Genomic DNA, 14,735 nt, shown 5'->3' on the forward strand with positions numbered 1-14,735 from the left:
GGCGGGAGGGGATGGGGGAGGGCAGAGAGTCTCACAGAGACCATCGCCTGTGGCCTTGCCCTCCCCAAACCCCTCCCGCCTGCGGGAGGGGCTTAAAAAGATAGAAGATAAGGAGAGCAGACATGGCGCGGATCGCCTTTATCGGCCTGGGCAATATGGGCGGCGGGATGGCCGCCAACCTCGCGAAAGCGGGGCATGACGTCCGCGCCTTCGACCTGTCGGCGGACGCGCTGGCGGCGGCCAAGGCGGCCGGGTGCCTGCCCGTCGACAGCGCCATCGCGGCGATGGACGGCGTGGAAGCGGTCGTGACCATGCTGCCCGCCGGAACCCATGTCGAGCGAGTCTATGCCGATGCCGTATTCGCGGCAGCACCGCCGTCCGCGATCCTGATCGATTGCTCGACGATCGATGTCGCCACTGCCCGCCGCGTCGCCGAGGCGGCGGTAGGAAAGGGCATGATGGCGGTCGACGCCCCCGTGTCGGGCGGGATCGCGGCGGCCAAGGCCGGAACGCTGACCTTCATGGTCGGCGGTTCGGAACAGGCCTTCGCCCGCGCCGAGCCCTTCCTGTCCGCCATGGGCCAGGCGGTGATCCATGCGGGTGGTAACGGCGCGGGCCAGGCCGCGAAGATCTGCAACAACATGCTGCTCGGCGCGACCATGATCGCGACCTGCGAGGCTTTCGTGCTGGCCGAGAAGCTGGGGCTGGAGGCGCAGACCTTCTACGACATCGCCTCGGTGTCGTCGGGACAGAGCTGGTCGATGACCAAATATTGTCCGGTCCCCGGCGTTGGGCCAGAGACACCCGCTGACCACGATTATCAGGGCGGTTTCGCGGCGGCGCTGATGCTCAAGGACCTGAAGCTGGCGATGCAGGCGGCGCAGGACGCGGGCGCGACGACGCCGATGGGCGAGCGGGCGGCCGAACTCTACGCCGCGTTCGTCGGCGAGGGGCAGCCGCCGGTCGATTTCTCCAGCATCATCCGCACGCTGCGCTGAACTCCTCCGCTCAGCCTGAGCCCTCTGGCGGGCTGGCAAGCCACGTGTTCAGGATGAACTTCGGCGCATCAAGGTGAAGTCAGAGGCCGGTGGATGAGGTTTACGCAAAGGTGCGGAGGACGCAGCGTCGGTCTGCCATTTCCGTGTCGTGCCTGAAACGACGATGGCGTGCCCCATCGTAACGGGAGCCGCACCCTCATCGGGAGCGAGTTTTTGCAGGTCTGCCGGAACCACTCTGCGCCCTCTGCGCCTCTGCGCGAACCTGAAACAGTTGGAAGCTCTCGACCTTCGATTTCACTCAGGCCGAATGCAGCGGAGATGCCCAGGGAAAGACGCGAATAGCCGAACCTGCCTTTTCCCACCTGGCAATGCGGCTTAAAGCCGGGAGGGTGATGGATATCTCTGCCCCTCTTCGCCTGCGCGTCGACCGTGATGCGCTTGTTGCCAACTGGCAGGCGCTCGACCGGTTGAGCGGGCGTGCGGCGTGCGGCGCGGCGGTGAAAGCGAACGGCTATGGCCTGGGCGCGACTTTGGTCGCCGAGACCCTGGCCGGGGCGGGGTGCCGCGATTTCTTCGTCGCCAGTTGGGCCGAGGCGCTGGCACTCGCGCCGCTGGGGCTGAGCCTCTGCGTTCTGCATGGCCTTCGGCGCGAGGACATGGCGGCGGCGAAAGCCGGTGTCGCCCGGCCTGCGCTCAGCACGCCCGAACAGATCGCCCGCTGGCGCGAGAGCGGCGGCGGCGCGTGCGACGTGATGGTCGATACCGGCATGAACCGGTTGGGCGTGTCGGTGGAGGCTGTCGCCGAGGGCCTGCTCGACGGATTGGAGATCGACACGCTGCTCAGCCACCTCGCCTGTGCCGACGAGGATGTGCCGATGAACGCGCGCCAGCTGGCCGCCTTTGAGGGGCTGAAAGGGCGAACCGCCGCCCGCCGTATGAGCCTGGCCAATTCGGCGGGGATCGGACTAGGCGAAGACTATCATTTCGACCTGACCCGGCCGGGGCTGGCGCTGTACGGCGGGGTGCCGCGTCCCGACATGGCCGCGCATCTGCGACAGGTCGCCTGGCCCGAAGCGCAGATTCTCCAGCGCCGGCAAGTGCCCGCGGGCGAGACAGTGGGCTATAACGCGACTTGGACCGCCCCTGTCGAGACGCAGGTCGCGATCGTCAATCTGGGCTATGCCGATGGTTACCGCCGCGCGTTATCGGGGCTTGGTGCCGCTTTGGTCGAGGGTGAGAGGCTGCCGGTGATCGGTCGCGTCTCGATGGACCTGACGGCCATCGACGTCTCCGCCCGCCCCGACCTGGCCGAGGGCGACTGGCTGGCGATGGATTACGACTTGGCCCGGGCATCTACCCTGTCGGGCGTATCGCAATATGAGCTGCTGACGGGCTTGGGCCAGCGTTTCGGGCAGGAATGAAAAAAAGGGGCCCTCCCGAAGGAGAGCCCCAGCACATTCTCTATATGAATGAGATCAGTATCTGACAGCGGCAGTGATCGCGAAACGACGACCAACAGCGTCGTTAACGACACCTGGGAGGTAATAGCCATAATAGCGCTGGCTAATCCGATCGGTCAGATTGGTTGCAGTGATGCTTAGCGTGAAGCGTTCTGTCACATTGAAGAAGACATTCGCGTCGACGGTAATGAAGTCCTTGTACTTGTCGAATTCGCGTGTGTCATTGGGGTTCGGACCACGGTTGAAGCGGGAAGTCAGCTGTTGGCCGGTGTAGTTGACGAAGGTGCTTACACCCCAGTTTTCGTTCCGATAACGGACGCGCGCCTGACCCTGCCATTGCGGGTCGCCAACGGTCCCATCGCTGCGCGCGGGCGCAACGCCGGTGATGTCAATCAACCGCTTGCCCTGGAAATATACAAAGCCGCCAATCGACAAAGTACCAGGGAGCTTGAGCCCATTCAGTCGAGTGCGATAGTCGATTTCGCCCTGCAGACCTTCAAAATCATAACGAAGGCCGTTAACGAATCCCGAGTTTACCGCTGGGTTGGCCGGATCGGAGATGACCTGACCCGTCGCATCGCGGCGGATCTGCGAACAGAACGCATTGCCGTTCGCAGGATCATCGGCGTTGAAGGAAGGATTGTCGAAGCATCCCGAACCGATCTGAGCGACGGTCAGGTTGGCAATCGGCTGGCGCAGCTTAATGTTAAGATAATCGGCCGAGATCGTCAGACCCGGAACAAAGCGAGGCTGAAGGATGATTCCGATATCGTAGCTGCTGGCTTCTTCATTCTGAAGGTTCGGATTGCCGCCCGAGCGGCCCGGAACTGTCGCAGATGCTGCGGCGAGAGGAGTCGCGTTGGGATAGCGTGACAGAAAAGCGGTGCAATTGCGGTTGCGGATATCAGGCACCGGGCCTGCGTTCCGATTTCCGGGTGAGCAATAGTCCGTCACCGTCGTGAACGTGTTGGTGATCGGCGAGAAAAGCTCGACTACCGAAGGTGCACGGAACGACTTCGTGTAATTTGCGCGAATCCGAATATCGCGAATCGGCTCAATGCTGCCACCCGCGGCCCACGAGAAGAAGTTGCCGTTAACGGTATTGTTAACGTAACGACCGCGACCAAATACCTCCATGCTATGAATGAAAATGTCATTCTGCGGCTGGATCAGTGGAACCAGAACTTCGCCAAATACTTCATTCAAAGTGTATTTGCCGGATACCGGGGCAATGGCAACGGATCGGCCCAGTCCTCGCTGCTGGAAAGAATCCGGAGTGAAGCTGGCCTTTTCCTGACGATGCTCGAAACCAGCATTGAAGCCGACCGGATTTCCGAAGATATCAAATGGCGAGCCGCCGAAGTTGGCATTCAGAACGAATTGCTCGAAGCGACTGGTCGCCGTCACGTCCTGAATCACGTAGTTGAGCGCTTCTCGTGACGCTACCCCCTGGCCGAACAGATTGAGAGGACGGCAGGCCGCATCTGCAACTGGCGCAAAGCCCGGTGTGGCAAGAACTGTCGGCGTGGTCGTGCAGACGATTTCGCCAGCAGCGTTGCGCCCGACGTTGACGGCATTGACGAAATTCTGCTGGTTGATTGCCTGATTATAGTCAACGAAATCGTTTCGGCCATAGGTTAGAGCGATTTCTGCCTGATAATCGCGACCGCCCAATTTGAAATCGCTCGATGCGCCCAGGACGCCGCGATAAAGGTCGTTTTCAGAGTATCCTGTTACGTCTGCCAAATCCAGGTTGGCCCGGCTCAAGCGGAAAGTGGAGTAGCCCGCCTGCGTCAGAGTCTGGCGTGCCTGGTCTGTCAAGAACGGGTTGTTGACGCTGAAGTTCAGTGCGGCACTAGCGCCACCAAAGAGCGACGAGTTGAAGGTCGGCTGACGCAGAAGCTGGTCACCACGACCATGATAGTACATGCCTTCTGCAAAAAGCTTGACTTCTTCGGTCAGGTCGAAGTTGGCGAAGATGTTGGCCGCAATGCGCTTCTGGTCACCGGTAATTTGCGTGACGTCGCTAAAGCGGAACCCGTCCTTCGTGCTCGACGAACGCGCAGCACCGCCAGTGATCGGCGGAGCCGTGGTCGATCCTTGGAACACGATGCCGGGATTAAACGGTACGAGGTTGCCGAACTGATCGAACTGACGCGCATAGTCCAGCGAACGCAGGCTGGTCGCCCCGGCGGGTGCGATGATCAGGCCACCATAGGCCATCGACGCGATGCTCAGATCGCGTACCAACACCGATCCTGGGAATCCGTCCGTGGCTGAGTCGTTGAATCCGATATTCGGGTTGACTCGCCCATCGTTGCCCGGGGTTCGTCCAGCCGGACCGAAGCGCGCGGCCTCCGACGTCGTCGGGTTCTGCAATGATCCGAGATTGTTGCGATAGAAATCGCGGTCGTTCTGCACCATCCCCTTCACGGTTTCATACATGCCCGCGATGGTTATGTTACCGCGCCCTTCGGCGAAATCACGACCGGCTATTGCCGACAGATTGACGCGCTGATTGTCGCCGCGCTCGGTGATGCCCGTGGTCGCGCGGACTTCAAGACCCTTGAAGCGGTTGCGCAACTTGATGTTGATTGTTCCGGCGATAGCGTCCGAACCATAAATGGGGGCGCCGCCGACGCCCACACGGTCGACGGAGTCGATGACAATCGTCGGCAGGATGTTGAGGTCGACCTGCGTACCTCCAGAGGCATTGGTGAAAATCGATGCGACGTTCGACGTCACGACGCGGCGACCGTTGACCAGGGTCAACGTGCGGTTTGAGCCCAAGCCATACGCATTGGCGAAATTGACGCCTTGGCCAAATGATCCCTGAGTTCCGTTCGGCGTCACGCTGCCGCGGATGCCTGGGATTTCGTTCAACGCGTCGGCGACGTTGGTCAGGTTGCGGGCTTCAAGATAATCGCTGCCGATCGTGACGATCGGCTCCTGCGAGACCGTGTTGGGCAGGCGAATGCGCGTGCCCGTAACCGTGACTTCGCTATTCTGCGAGGGGCCCGCTTGTTCTTCGCTCGGAAGCTCCGATCCTTGAGGCGTCGATGCGGTTTGGGCGGAAGCTTCTAGTGACAGAGCGAACAGAGAGCCGACGATAGCCGATGCTCCCAGTAGTGCGCGCATATTCATTCTTTACCCCCGTTATGACGGATCGTTCATGTCCGTTCATCCAAGGGAAAGAAATTTCCGGCCTGAAAACAAGCGTCCATGCGACGCGCAATAAAAAAACCGTGATCGATGTTGCAGGGATGTGACAGCTTCGACACATCCCTGCAATCCAAACGTTAATTACGAAACTTTCACAAAGCGGTGTATTTACCGCTCAACACACATGGCGATGCCCATGCCGCCGCCGATGCACAGGGTCGCCAGACCCTTCTTCGCGTCGCGCTTCTGCATTTCGTAGATCAGAGTCGTGAGCACCCGCGCGCCGCTGGCGCCGATCGGGTGGCCCAGCGCGATGGCGCCGCCGTTGACGTTGACCTTTTCGGGATCGAAGCCCAATTCCTTGCCGACCGACAGCGCCTGCGCGGCGAAGGCTTCGTTGGCTTCGATTAGGTCGAGGTCGCCGACGCTCCAGCCCGCCTTTTCCAGTGCGCGCTTGGTGGCGGGGACGGGGCCGATGCCCATGACCGACGGGTCGACACCCGCCGAGGCCCAGCTCTTGATCGTCGCCAAGACCGGTGTGCCGCGCTTCTCGGCTTCCTCGCGGCTCATCAGGACGATGGCGGCGGCACCGTCGTTCAGGCCCGAGGCGTTGGCGGCAGTCACCGTGCCGTCCTTCTTGAAGGCGGGGCGGACGCCCGACACGCTCTCGATGGTCGCACCGGCGCGGATATATTCGTCATCGGCGACGACCGTCTCGCCCTTGCGGCCCTTGATGGTGACAGGTGCGATCTCATCCTTGAAGCGGCCCTCGCCACGCGCCTTTTCGGCGAGGTTCTGCGAGCGGACGGCGAACTGGTCCTGCTCGTCGCGGGTGACCTGATATTGCTCGGCGAGATTCTCGGCGGTGATGCCCATGTGATAACCGGCAAAGGCGTCGGTCAGGCCATCATGGACCATGGTGTCGACCATGGTCAGCGGGCCCATCTTGATGCCGCCGCGCATCGTCTGGGCGTGGGGCGAGAGCGACATCGACTCCTGGCCGCCCGCGACGACGATGGTTGCGTCGCCATTGGCAATGGCCTGCATCCCCAGCGCAACCGCGCGCAGGCCCGATCCGCAGACCTGGTTGACGCCGTAAGCGGGGACTTCCTTGGGGATGCCTGCCGCCATCGAGGCCTGGCGGGCCGGGTTCTGGCCTTGCGCGGCGGTCAGCACCTGGCCGAGGATGACCTCGGACACGTCCTCGCCCTTGATGCCCGCCTGTTCGAGCGCGGCGGTGATCGCCACCCGGCCCAGTTCGTGCGCGGGCGTGGCGGCAAAGGCGCCCAGGAAGCTGCCCACGGGGGTACGCTTGGCGGCGGTAATGACGATTTCGGTCATGAAGGCTCCTCTCAACTCACACTCTATCTAGGCGCGGGCAGCGCGGTGATCCAGTCGGCCAATGGCTGCCAGAGCTGTTCCTGCGCCCGCCCGCCGACGACCATGCCGACATGGCCCGTGCCCCCCGCTCGCCGGTCGGGCAGGCCGATGGCGGTGGCGGCGGGGACGATCCGGTCGGCGGTGGCGACGAACTCGACGCTAGGGGCGTCGCATTGCGATGGTGTGACGACCTCGCCCGCGACGCGCCATTGTCCCTGTCCGGGACGGTCCTGCGCGATCAAGTCCTCGAACAGCTCCAGGCCAAAGGCATGGGGCAGGGGGGCACCCTGATTGGCCCAGTCCTCCAGCCGGATGAAGCGGCGAGCAGCCTCGCTGCGCGGATCGAGATCGGCGAAGGCCGCATATTTGGCGATGGTCCGCCCTGGGTCGAGCCGCCAGAAGCCCGCCTGCAACGCCTCCATCGGGACCATCCCGAGCAGTTCGGAGGTCGGTTTGATCCCGGCCCATTGCGCGGCCATCGCGGCGCGTGCTTCCTCGCCATAGCCGGTGAAGTGCCAGGGCGCGGCGATGGCGGCGAGCCCGGCCACCCTGGTCCGCGCGGCGGCGGCCATGGCGAGCGTCCCGCCCAGGCAATAGCCGACCAGCACCGGTGGCTGTGGCAGGCACGCGATCAGGGGCAGGAGGAAGCGCTCGACATGACCCGCGACGCCGATGTCGCGATCCTTGGCGCTGGGCGTGCCCCAGTCGACTAGCCAGACATGGAAACCCTGTCCCCGCATCCAGCGGATCAGCGAGCGGTCGCGGGACAGGTCGAGGATCGAGGGGGGGTTGATCAGCGAGGGGATGAAGAGGACCGGCCGCCCTTCCCCTCCCGCATCGCGCAATTTCACCCGGCCTCGGCGGCGACGCACCGGCAGGGCGCGCATGGGGCGCTCTCGCTTCGCCGCCTGGAACAGGCGCAATCCTTCCATGGCGCTTTGCACCAGATCGGGATTTTCCGCAGCCTCGCTGCGCAACATCGCCAGGAACAGCGGTAAAGGGCGCGGACCGTGTTGCGATGCGAAATCCATGGCGTTAGGCTGTACCAAAATCAGGAAAGGCGGGGGTTCGATGAAGAAGCAGGCGGCGGACGGCATCGTGATCGTCAAGAAGTACGCGAACCGGCGGCTCTACAATACCGAAACCTCCTCCTACATCACGCTCGATCATCTGGCGGCGATGATCCGGGCGGGCCGCGACTTCAAGGTGGTCGACGCCAAGACCGACGAGGACATTACCCATAATGTCCTGACCCAGATCATCATGGAAGAGGAAAGCCGGGGCGAGACGATGCTTCCGGTGAATTTCCTGCGCCAGTTGATCTCGATGTATGGCGACTCGATGCAGGCGGTGGTGCCGGGCTATCTGGAAGCGTCGATGGACAGCTTTCGCCGCAACCAGGAACAGTTCAAATCGGCGGTCGAAGGCGCGTTTGCAGGCACGCCGTTCGCGGACATGGCCAAGCGCAACCTGGCGATGTTCGAGGCCGCGACGCAAGGGTTCAAGGCCGCGACGCCCGCAGCCGCACCCGCCCCGACGCCAGCGGCCCCGTCCGCCAGCAAGGATGCCGAGATGGCCGCGCTGAAGGCCGAACTGGCGGCGTTGAAGGACAAGATCGAGAAGCTGGGGGAATAGGTCCCAATCCTCCCCGGCACGGGGAGGGGGACCGCCGCGAAGCGGTGGTGGAGGGGGCGTGCCTCTAACGGCGACCTGTGAGGAAGTCCCCCTCCGTCAGCGCTACGCGCTGCCACCTCCCCGTACCGGGGAGGATATGCGTTGCCTTTCACTTCGCTCGGGAAAAACACACCACCATCCCCTCCATTGAACCCACGCCCACCCACCTCCATATCGCCGCGCATGAGCGGGAATGAACACGCCATGCCTACCTGGCATGGCACGACGATTTGCTCGGTGCGCCGTGGCGGCCGGGTGGTGGTGGCCGGAGACGGTCAGGTTTCGATGGGCCAGACCGTCATGAAGCCCAATGCGCGGAAAGTGCGGCGCTTGGGCGATGGCTCGGTCATCGGCGGCTTCGCGGGCGCGACGGCGGATGCCTTCACCCTGTTCGAGCGGCTGGAGGCCAAGCTGGAGCGCCACAACGGCCAGTTGCTGCGCGCCGCGGTCGAGCTGGCCAAGGACTGGCGGACCGACAAGTTCCTGCGCAACCTAGAAGCCATGATGATCGTCGCCGACAAGGACGTGACGTTGATCCTGACCGGCAATGGCGACGTGCTGGAGCCGGAGAACGGCATCTGTGCGATCGGGTCGGGCGGCAATTACGCGCTGGCGGCGGCCCGTGCGCTGGTCGACTATGAACAGGATGCCGAGACGATCGCGCGCAAGGCGATGGCGATCGCCGCCGATGTCTGCGTCTACACCAATGACCGCGTCACGCTCGAAGCCATCGACGGCGCGAACTAATCCGAAAGCTCCCATGAACGACCAGCTGACCCCCAAGGCGATCGTCGCCGCGCTCGACGCGCACATCATCGGCCAGGCCGACGCCAAGCGTGCCGTCGCCGTCGCCATGCGCAACCGCTGGCGTCGCCAGCGCCTCGGCGCCGACCTGCGCGATGAGGTGACGCCCAAGAACATCCTGATGATCGGCCCCACGGGCTGCGGCAAGACCGAGATCAGCCGCCGTCTGGCCAAGCTCGCCGATGCGCCCTTCGTGAAGGTCGAGGCGACCAAGTTCACCGAGGTCGGCTATGTCGGCCGCGATGTCGAGCAGATTGCCCGCGATCTGGTCGAAGAGGCGATCCGGCTGGAGAAGGAACGCCGCCGCGTCGCGGTGAAGGACAAGGCGGAAGAGGCGGCGATGAACCGCCTGCTCGACGCGCTTGTCGGCAAGGATTCGAGCCAGGCGACGCGCGAGGCGTTCCGCCAACGCTTCCGCGACGGCCATCTCGACCAGACCGAGATCGAGATCGAACTGGAGCAGGCGCAGGCCACGCCGTTCGAGATTCCCGGCGCCGCGCCGCAGATGATCAACCTGTCGGAGATGATGGGCAAGGCGTTCGGCGGCGGCCAGCCGCTCAAGCGCCGCAAGGTGACCGTCTCGGCCGCCTGGACCAAGCTGGTCGAGGAAGAGGCGGACAAGCGCTTAGACCAGGACGAGGTGAGCCGCACCGCGCTGGCCGATGCCGAGGCGAACGGGATCGTCTTTCTCGATGAGATCGACAAGATCGCGGTCAGCGACGTACGCGGCGGCTCGGTCAGTCGTGAGGGGGTGCAGCGCGACCTGCTGCCGCTGATCGAGGGGACGACGGTCGCGACCAAATATGGCCCGATGAAGACGGACCATATCCTGTTCATCGCATCCGGCGCCTTCCATGTCGCCAAGCCGTCGGACCTGCTGCCCGAACTTCAGGGCCGTTTGCCGATCCGGGTCGAACTGAAGGCGCTGACCGAGAGCGATTTCGTCGCGATCCTGTCGGACACCAAGGCATCGCTGCCTGCGCAGTACAAGGCGCTGATCGGCACCGAGGGGGTCGACATTTCCTTCACCGAGGACGGCATCGCCGCCATCGCGCGGATCGCGGCGGAGGTGAACGGCCAGGTCGAGAATATCGGCGCTCGGCGGCTTCAGACGGTGATGGAGAAGCTGCTGGAGGAGATCAGCTTCGAGGCGGAGGATCGCCAGGGTTCGACGCTGGTCGTGGATGCGGCCTATGTCGACAAGCAGCTGTCGGCGGTGGCGCGGAATACGGATTTGAGCCGGTTCGTTTTGTGATCGGGGTGGGGGCTCGGTGAGACACCGGAGCCCTCCCCCATCCCCTCCCGTTTACGGGAGGGGAGCGGCAAGACCGAGCGTTGCGAGTCTACCCCCAACGTTTCGCACTAGGCACGCCCCTCCCGTAAACGGGAGGGGATGGGGGAGGGTAGGCCCCAGGCCACTCCCCCTATTTCTTCACCCGATCATAGGGCACGAACCCGTCGAAGAAGCACCACGCCGACGGGATCGACATGCCCGGCTGAATCACCCGGAACCGGTCGTTGCGGCACAGCTGCGAGCCCCAGCGTTCGACGATCAGCGTATTGAACGGCCGGATGCTCGCGCACTGACCGCGGACCTTGGCCTTCCACAGGCGCGGCCCCGCGTTGATGACGATTGTCTCGTCGTCGGTAATAACCGGACCCGACATCGTGGTGCTGGTATCAACGCACTGGGCGGGCGGCCCGGCGACCCGCCCGGCAAAGGGATCGGACTTGGCCGCCGGCAGGGTCAGCGTCAGGCCCAGGGCGGCGGCGGTCATCAGGGAAAAGCGCATCACCGATCCTTTCGATAGGGGACGAACGGGCCGAAGCTGCAACTGCCGGTGAAGAAGCCGGAGGTGCGGTCGACCGTCTGCGCGATGTCGCCCGAACACAGCTGACCCGTGGTCGTGCGCGTCACGAAGATGTTGTTGCCCATGCCGCCGACATGGTCGCAGCCGCCCGCCGTCTCGCTGACATATTTCAGGCGCGGCGACACGGTGTAGACGATGGTCGGGCCATAGGATTTGACCTGCTGCGTCCGATACTGGCTGATGCACTGGGTGGGCGGACCGGCGGTCAGGCCGCTCAGTGCCTTGTCGAGATCGGCCCGCTCGGTCTGGGCGCGCTGTTCGACCTGGGCCTTTTGCGCCGGGGTCAGCGTACAACCTCCCAGGGCCGCCAGGGGGATCAGAACAGAAACCAACGTCACGATACGCATCATTCCGTCTCCGTCAAAATGCCCCTGTAGCGATGGTTTTAACCCTTGAACGCGTCCTTGGCTGCACGCCGTTCGGCCAGTTCCTCCGCATCGACCGAGCGGAGAAAGGGATTGGTCGCCCGTTCCAGCGCGATAGTGGTCGGAATGGTCGGCTCGCCCTGTTCGCGCATGGCCGTCACATCGGCCAGCCGCGCGGCGATCGCGTCATTCTCAGGCTCGACGACAGCGGCGTACCGCGCGTTGGACAGGGTATATTCGTGCCCGCAATAGACGCGCGTGTCGCCGGGCAGCGCGGCGAAGCGGCGCATATTGGCGTGCATCTGCGCTGCCGTTCCCTCGAACAGTCGCCCGCATCCCATGGCGAACAGCGTGTCGCCGGTGAAGATCGTCGCCCGGTCGTCGAAGTGGAAGGCGATATGCCCCGCCGTATGGCCGGGCACGCTCCACACGGTGGCGGTGGCCCCGCCGACGCTGATCGTGTCGCCCTCGGCCAGCAGGGTGTCGAGCCCCTCGATCTTCTCGGCCTCCGCCGCCGGTCCTGCGACCTGCGCGCCATCGGCCTTCAGCGCCAGGGCACCACCGACATGATCGGGGTGCCAATGAGTCAGCCAGACCTGGTCGATCGTCCATCCCCGCGCGGCGGCTGCCGCCGCGACCGGCGCGGCCTCGCCCGGATCGAGCGCGACGGTCTGGCCCGCATGATGGATCAGCCAGGCATAATTGTCGGAAAGGACGGGGACTCGGACGATTTCCATGGAACGCCTCTTACCAGCTTCCGACATTGGGCATCGAGACCCAAGGTTCGGCGGGGGGCAGCGCACCGTCCTGCAACAGTTCGATCGAGATGCCGTCGGGCGTCTTGACGAAGGCCATATGCCCGTCGCGCGGCGGACGGTTGATGACGACGCCCGCGTCCATCAGTCGCTGGCACGTATCGTAGATATCGTCGACGCGGTAGGCGAGGTGGCCGAAATTGCGGCCGCCGGTATAGATTTCGGGGTCCCAATTGTGCGTCAGCTCGACTTCGGCACGGCCTTCGTCACCGGGCGCGGCGAGGAAGATCAGCGAGAAGCGGCCCCGCTCATTGTCGACGCGCCGCACCTCCTTCAGGCCCAGCAGCGCGAAGAAGCGGATGCTGGCGTCGAGGTCGCTGACCCGGATCATGGTGTGGAGATAACGCATCGGAATTCCTGACGTTTTTGACCGGACGGCTATCCTATCCCGGAGCCGATCCTGCAACCTTGACCTGCGATAAGCCTCAGCGCGAGGGGAATTGGGCCAGCGCCTTGGCGGTTTCGGCGCGGATCGGGCTGTCGACCGGGGCGAGCCGGGCGGCCTCGCTCCAGGCCTTGCGTGCGCCCGCCTCGTCGCCCGCCACGGCGGCGATGTTGCCCGCCTCCAGCTGAACATTGGCGTCGTCGGCGGAGCGGGCGAGCGCCTGGGCGATGTCCTTCTGCGCGCGGGGCAGGTCCTTCATCCGCCGCGCCAACGTCGCGGACAGCAGCCAGGCCAGCGGATCGGCGGGCGCGTTGGTCAGCGCGGCGTCCAGGTCGATTCGCGCCGCCGCCGGTTGTCCGGTGGCGACCAGCGCGCGGGCGCGGTCCAGCTGCGCTTCGCCCAGCGCGAAGCCGGTCAGCTCGCCCGCCGCCAGCGCCGCGTCGAGTGCGGTACGCGCGTGTGCGCCATCGCCCGCCGCCAGCCAGGCATTGCCCGCCTGTGCCCAGTAATTGGCGGCGCGAACGTCATGGGCAAGCTCGGCGGCGCGGGCGGCCTGTTGGAACGCATCGGCGGCCGCCGTCCAGTTCCGCTCGGTGGCATAGGCGATACCCAGGCATTGCTGCGCGAAATGGTCGCCGCCCGCCAGCCGCCACTTGCCCGCCTCGATCTTCGCGGCGTCGGGCGTCCGCTCGGCCATGGCGACGCAGCGCTGATAGCGCGCCTCGCGCGGGTCGCCGGGCAGGCTCGCGGGTTTCGGAGCGGTCTGGGTCGCGGCGGCCAGCGCCAGGGGGAGCAGGATCATAGGTGGTGCAACACGTCCTCGACGGCCCGGATCAGCAACGCGATGTCTGGATCGCGCGACAGCCGGTGATCGCCGTCCTTGATCAACACAGTCTGCACATCGGCTGAACGAAACAGCTGCGCCAGATGCGTCGTCCGGTGCCAGGGCACATCGGGGTCCGCCATCCCCTGCAGCAGGCGCACCGGGCCGTCGAACGCGATGGGGCCGAAGGTCAGGCGGTTGGCCTCGCCCGACTGCCAAAAGCGGCGGGTATAGACGGTGGGGGCGGGGCCGTACGGATTGGGCCGCTCCAGCCGCCCGGCCTGGAGGATCGTCATCTTCTCGGCTTCCGAAAAGCCCCAGTCGGTGAAATCGGGCGCAGGCGCGATCCCGACCAGTGCCCGGACCTGTTGGGGCCGTGCGGCGGCGGCAAGGAGCATCAGCCAGCCGCCCATCGACGAGCCGACGAGGATGGCGGGGCCCTTCACCACCTTGTCGAGCATCGTGAGCACATCGTCGCGCCAGTCGGCCAGCGCCTGATCCTCGAAGGCCCCCGGCGACTCGCCGCAGCCGCGATAGTCGAAGCGCAGGAATGCGTGGCCCTGCGCGCGGGCCCATTCCTCCAGCGCCACCGCCTTCGACCCCTGCATGTCCGAGGCATAGCCGGGCAGGAAGACGATCGCTGGGCCGGTCCCCGGCGTCCAGTGATGGGCAAGATCGGGGCGGAGGGCGGGGGCGTCGGTCATGCGGAGGATTTAGGGTGTGGGGGCGGGATTGGAAACCCGATCGCACTCCCCGCCGCTCAGACCGAGCGGAGGGGTGGAGAGGGCGTGTCGCCCCTCAGATCACATATTCCACGCTCTTCATCTGCGTCTGTGCGGCCTGTTTCTTGCGCCGCTTCGCCACCATCTCGGCATGGAGCCGCGCCACCGTGTCGCTGCCGGTCGTGGTGCACAGCCCCGGCACCACGGCATGGACGATCGCGCCCAGCCCGCCGACGATCATGATTCCCCCGAACCGTGCCGCGACACCGAAATGCT

15 protein-coding genes are annotated in these 14,735 nt (G+C 64.8%); 5 read left to right on the forward strand and 10 right to left on the reverse strand.

Annotation, left to right across the window (positions count from 1 at the left end; translation table 11 throughout):
* The first annotated feature begins 122 nt into the window (after positions 1-122).
* On the forward strand, positions 123-998 hold the full coding sequence (gene mmsB / locus SB4_RS08605; protein ID WP_058752248.1) for a 3-hydroxyisobutyrate dehydrogenase: 876 nt from the start codon (positions 123-125) through the stop codon (positions 996-998).
* A gap of 392 nt (positions 999-1,390) precedes the next feature.
* Positions 1,391-2,419, forward strand: a complete 1,029-nt coding sequence (alr, locus tag SB4_RS08610) for an alanine racemase (RefSeq protein ID WP_058752249.1) — start codon at positions 1,391-1,393, stop codon at positions 2,417-2,419.
* Positions 2,420-2,473: 54 nt separating this feature from the next.
* Here the strand turns inward: alr and SB4_RS08615 are convergent, their stop codons facing one another.
* From SB4_RS08615 to SB4_RS08625, 3 genes are all read right to left on the reverse strand, one after another.
* Entirely contained in the window at positions 2,474-5,596 is a 3,123-nt protein-coding gene (locus tag SB4_RS08615) for a TonB-dependent receptor domain-containing protein (RefSeq protein ID WP_241488546.1), read from the reverse strand.
* A gap of 192 nt (positions 5,597-5,788) precedes the next feature.
* Positions 5,789-6,961, reverse strand: a complete 1,173-nt coding sequence (locus SB4_RS08620) for an acetyl-CoA C-acetyltransferase (RefSeq protein ID WP_058752251.1) — start codon at positions 6,959-6,961, stop codon at positions 5,789-5,791.
* A gap of 23 nt (positions 6,962-6,984) precedes the next feature.
* Entirely contained in the window at positions 6,985-8,031 is a 1,047-nt protein-coding gene (locus SB4_RS08625; RefSeq protein WP_058752252.1) for an alpha/beta fold hydrolase, read from the reverse strand.
* A gap of 40 nt (positions 8,032-8,071) precedes the next feature.
* Here SB4_RS08625 and phaR point away from each other — a divergent pair, with 40 nt between their 5' ends.
* The 3 genes from phaR to hslU all read left to right on the forward strand — a co-directional run bounded on the left by phaR (position 8,072) and on the right by hslU (position 10,733).
* Complete coding sequence (phaR, locus tag SB4_RS08630; protein ID WP_058752253.1) at positions 8,072-8,635, forward strand: polyhydroxyalkanoate synthesis repressor PhaR; 564 nt, start codon at positions 8,072-8,074, stop codon at positions 8,633-8,635.
* A gap of 243 nt (positions 8,636-8,878) precedes the next feature.
* On the forward strand, positions 8,879-9,421 hold the full coding sequence (gene hslV / locus SB4_RS08635) for an ATP-dependent protease subunit HslV (protein ID WP_056437183.1): 543 nt from the start codon (positions 8,879-8,881) through the stop codon (positions 9,419-9,421).
* Between the two features lie 13 nt (positions 9,422-9,434).
* Entirely contained in the window at positions 9,435-10,733 is a 1,299-nt protein-coding gene (gene hslU, locus SB4_RS08640; RefSeq protein ID WP_058752254.1) for an ATP-dependent protease ATPase subunit HslU, read from the forward strand.
* 169 nt (positions 10,734-10,902) lie between these two features.
* Here the strand turns inward: hslU and SB4_RS08645 are convergent, their stop codons facing one another.
* The 7 genes from SB4_RS08645 to SB4_RS08675 form a co-directional block, all read right to left on the reverse strand.
* A complete protein-coding gene (locus tag SB4_RS08645) occupies positions 10,903-11,271 on the reverse strand; it encodes a hypothetical protein (RefSeq protein ID WP_241488547.1) in 369 nt (122 codons plus the stop codon).
* The gene (locus SB4_RS08650; RefSeq protein ID WP_058752255.1) at positions 11,271-11,699 is read right to left on the reverse strand and encodes a hypothetical protein; all 429 of its coding nucleotides are present in this window, start codon (positions 11,697-11,699) and stop codon (positions 11,271-11,273) included. The genes SB4_RS08645 and SB4_RS08650 overlap by 1 nt, the downstream gene beginning before the upstream one ends.
* Before the next feature lie 35 nt (positions 11,700-11,734).
* Positions 11,735-12,451 carry a hydroxyacylglutathione hydrolase gene (gloB, locus tag SB4_RS08655; protein WP_082670071.1) on the reverse strand — a complete coding sequence of 239 codons (717 nt, stop codon included), beginning with the start codon at positions 12,449-12,451 and terminating at the stop codon, positions 11,735-11,737.
* Positions 12,452-12,461: 10 nt separating this feature from the next.
* Positions 12,462-12,878, reverse strand: a complete 417-nt coding sequence (locus tag SB4_RS08660; RefSeq protein ID WP_058752257.1) for a VOC family protein — start codon at positions 12,876-12,878, stop codon at positions 12,462-12,464.
* A 76-nt stretch (positions 12,879-12,954) separates the two neighbouring features.
* Positions 12,955-13,716, reverse strand: coding sequence for a tetratricopeptide repeat protein (locus SB4_RS08665; RefSeq protein ID WP_058752258.1), 762 nt, complete (start codon positions 13,714-13,716; stop codon positions 12,955-12,957).
* The gene (locus SB4_RS08670) at positions 13,713-14,441 is read right to left on the reverse strand and encodes an alpha/beta hydrolase (protein ID WP_058752259.1); all 729 of its coding nucleotides are present in this window, start codon (positions 14,439-14,441) and stop codon (positions 13,713-13,715) included. Before SB4_RS08670 ends, SB4_RS08665 begins: the two co-directional genes overlap by 4 nt.
* Positions 14,442-14,535: 94 nt before the next feature.
* The coding region (locus tag SB4_RS08675) for a DUF6356 family protein (protein WP_241488548.1) at positions 14,536-14,735 on the reverse strand (200 nt) is incomplete at its 5' end.

The sequence above is a fragment of the Sphingomonas sanguinis genome (assembly GCF_001476905.1).
In the GTDB taxonomy this organism is placed as follows: Bacteria; Pseudomonadota; Alphaproteobacteria; order Sphingomonadales; family Sphingomonadaceae; genus Sphingomonas; species Sphingomonas sanguinis_B.

What these genes read in the sequence shown, in the direction of transcription:
- mmsB (WP_058752248.1), top strand. Translation starts at nt 123, where the DNA reads ATGGCGCGGATCGCCTTTATCGGCCTGGGCAATATGGGCGGCGGGATG.
- alr (WP_058752249.1), top strand. Translation starts at nt 1,391, where the DNA reads ATGGATATCTCTGCCCCTCTTCGCCTGCGCGTCGACCGTGATGCGCTT.
- SB4_RS08615 (WP_241488546.1), bottom strand. Translation starts at nt 5,596, where the DNA reads ATGCGCGCACTACTGGGAGCATCGGCTATCGTCGGCTCTCTGTTCGCT.
- SB4_RS08620 (WP_058752251.1), bottom strand. Translation starts at nt 6,961, where the DNA reads ATGACCGAAATCGTCATTACCGCCGCCAAGCGTACCCCCGTGGGCAGC.
- SB4_RS08625 (WP_058752252.1), bottom strand. Translation starts at nt 8,031, where the DNA reads ATGGATTTCGCATCGCAACACGGTCCGCGCCCTTTACCGCTGTTCCTG.
- phaR (WP_058752253.1), top strand. Translation starts at nt 8,072, where the DNA reads ATGAAGAAGCAGGCGGCGGACGGCATCGTGATCGTCAAGAAGTACGCG.
- hslV (WP_056437183.1), top strand. Translation starts at nt 8,879, where the DNA reads ATGCCTACCTGGCATGGCACGACGATTTGCTCGGTGCGCCGTGGCGGC.
- hslU (WP_058752254.1), top strand. Translation starts at nt 9,435, where the DNA reads ATGAACGACCAGCTGACCCCCAAGGCGATCGTCGCCGCGCTCGACGCG.
- SB4_RS08645 (WP_241488547.1), bottom strand. Translation starts at nt 11,271, where the DNA reads ATGCGCTTTTCCCTGATGACCGCCGCCGCCCTGGGCCTGACGCTGACC.
- SB4_RS08650 (WP_058752255.1), bottom strand. Translation starts at nt 11,699, where the DNA reads ATGATGCGTATCGTGACGTTGGTTTCTGTTCTGATCCCCCTGGCGGCC.
- gloB (WP_082670071.1), bottom strand. Translation starts at nt 12,451, where the DNA reads ATGGAAATCGTCCGAGTCCCCGTCCTTTCCGACAATTATGCCTGGCTG.
- SB4_RS08660 (WP_058752257.1), bottom strand. Translation starts at nt 12,878, where the DNA reads ATGCGTTATCTCCACACCATGATCCGGGTCAGCGACCTCGACGCCAGC.
- SB4_RS08665 (WP_058752258.1), bottom strand. Translation starts at nt 13,716, where the DNA reads ATGATCCTGCTCCCCCTGGCGCTGGCCGCCGCGACCCAGACCGCTCCG.
- SB4_RS08670 (WP_058752259.1), bottom strand. Translation starts at nt 14,441, where the DNA reads ATGACCGACGCCCCCGCCCTCCGCCCCGATCTTGCCCATCACTGGACG.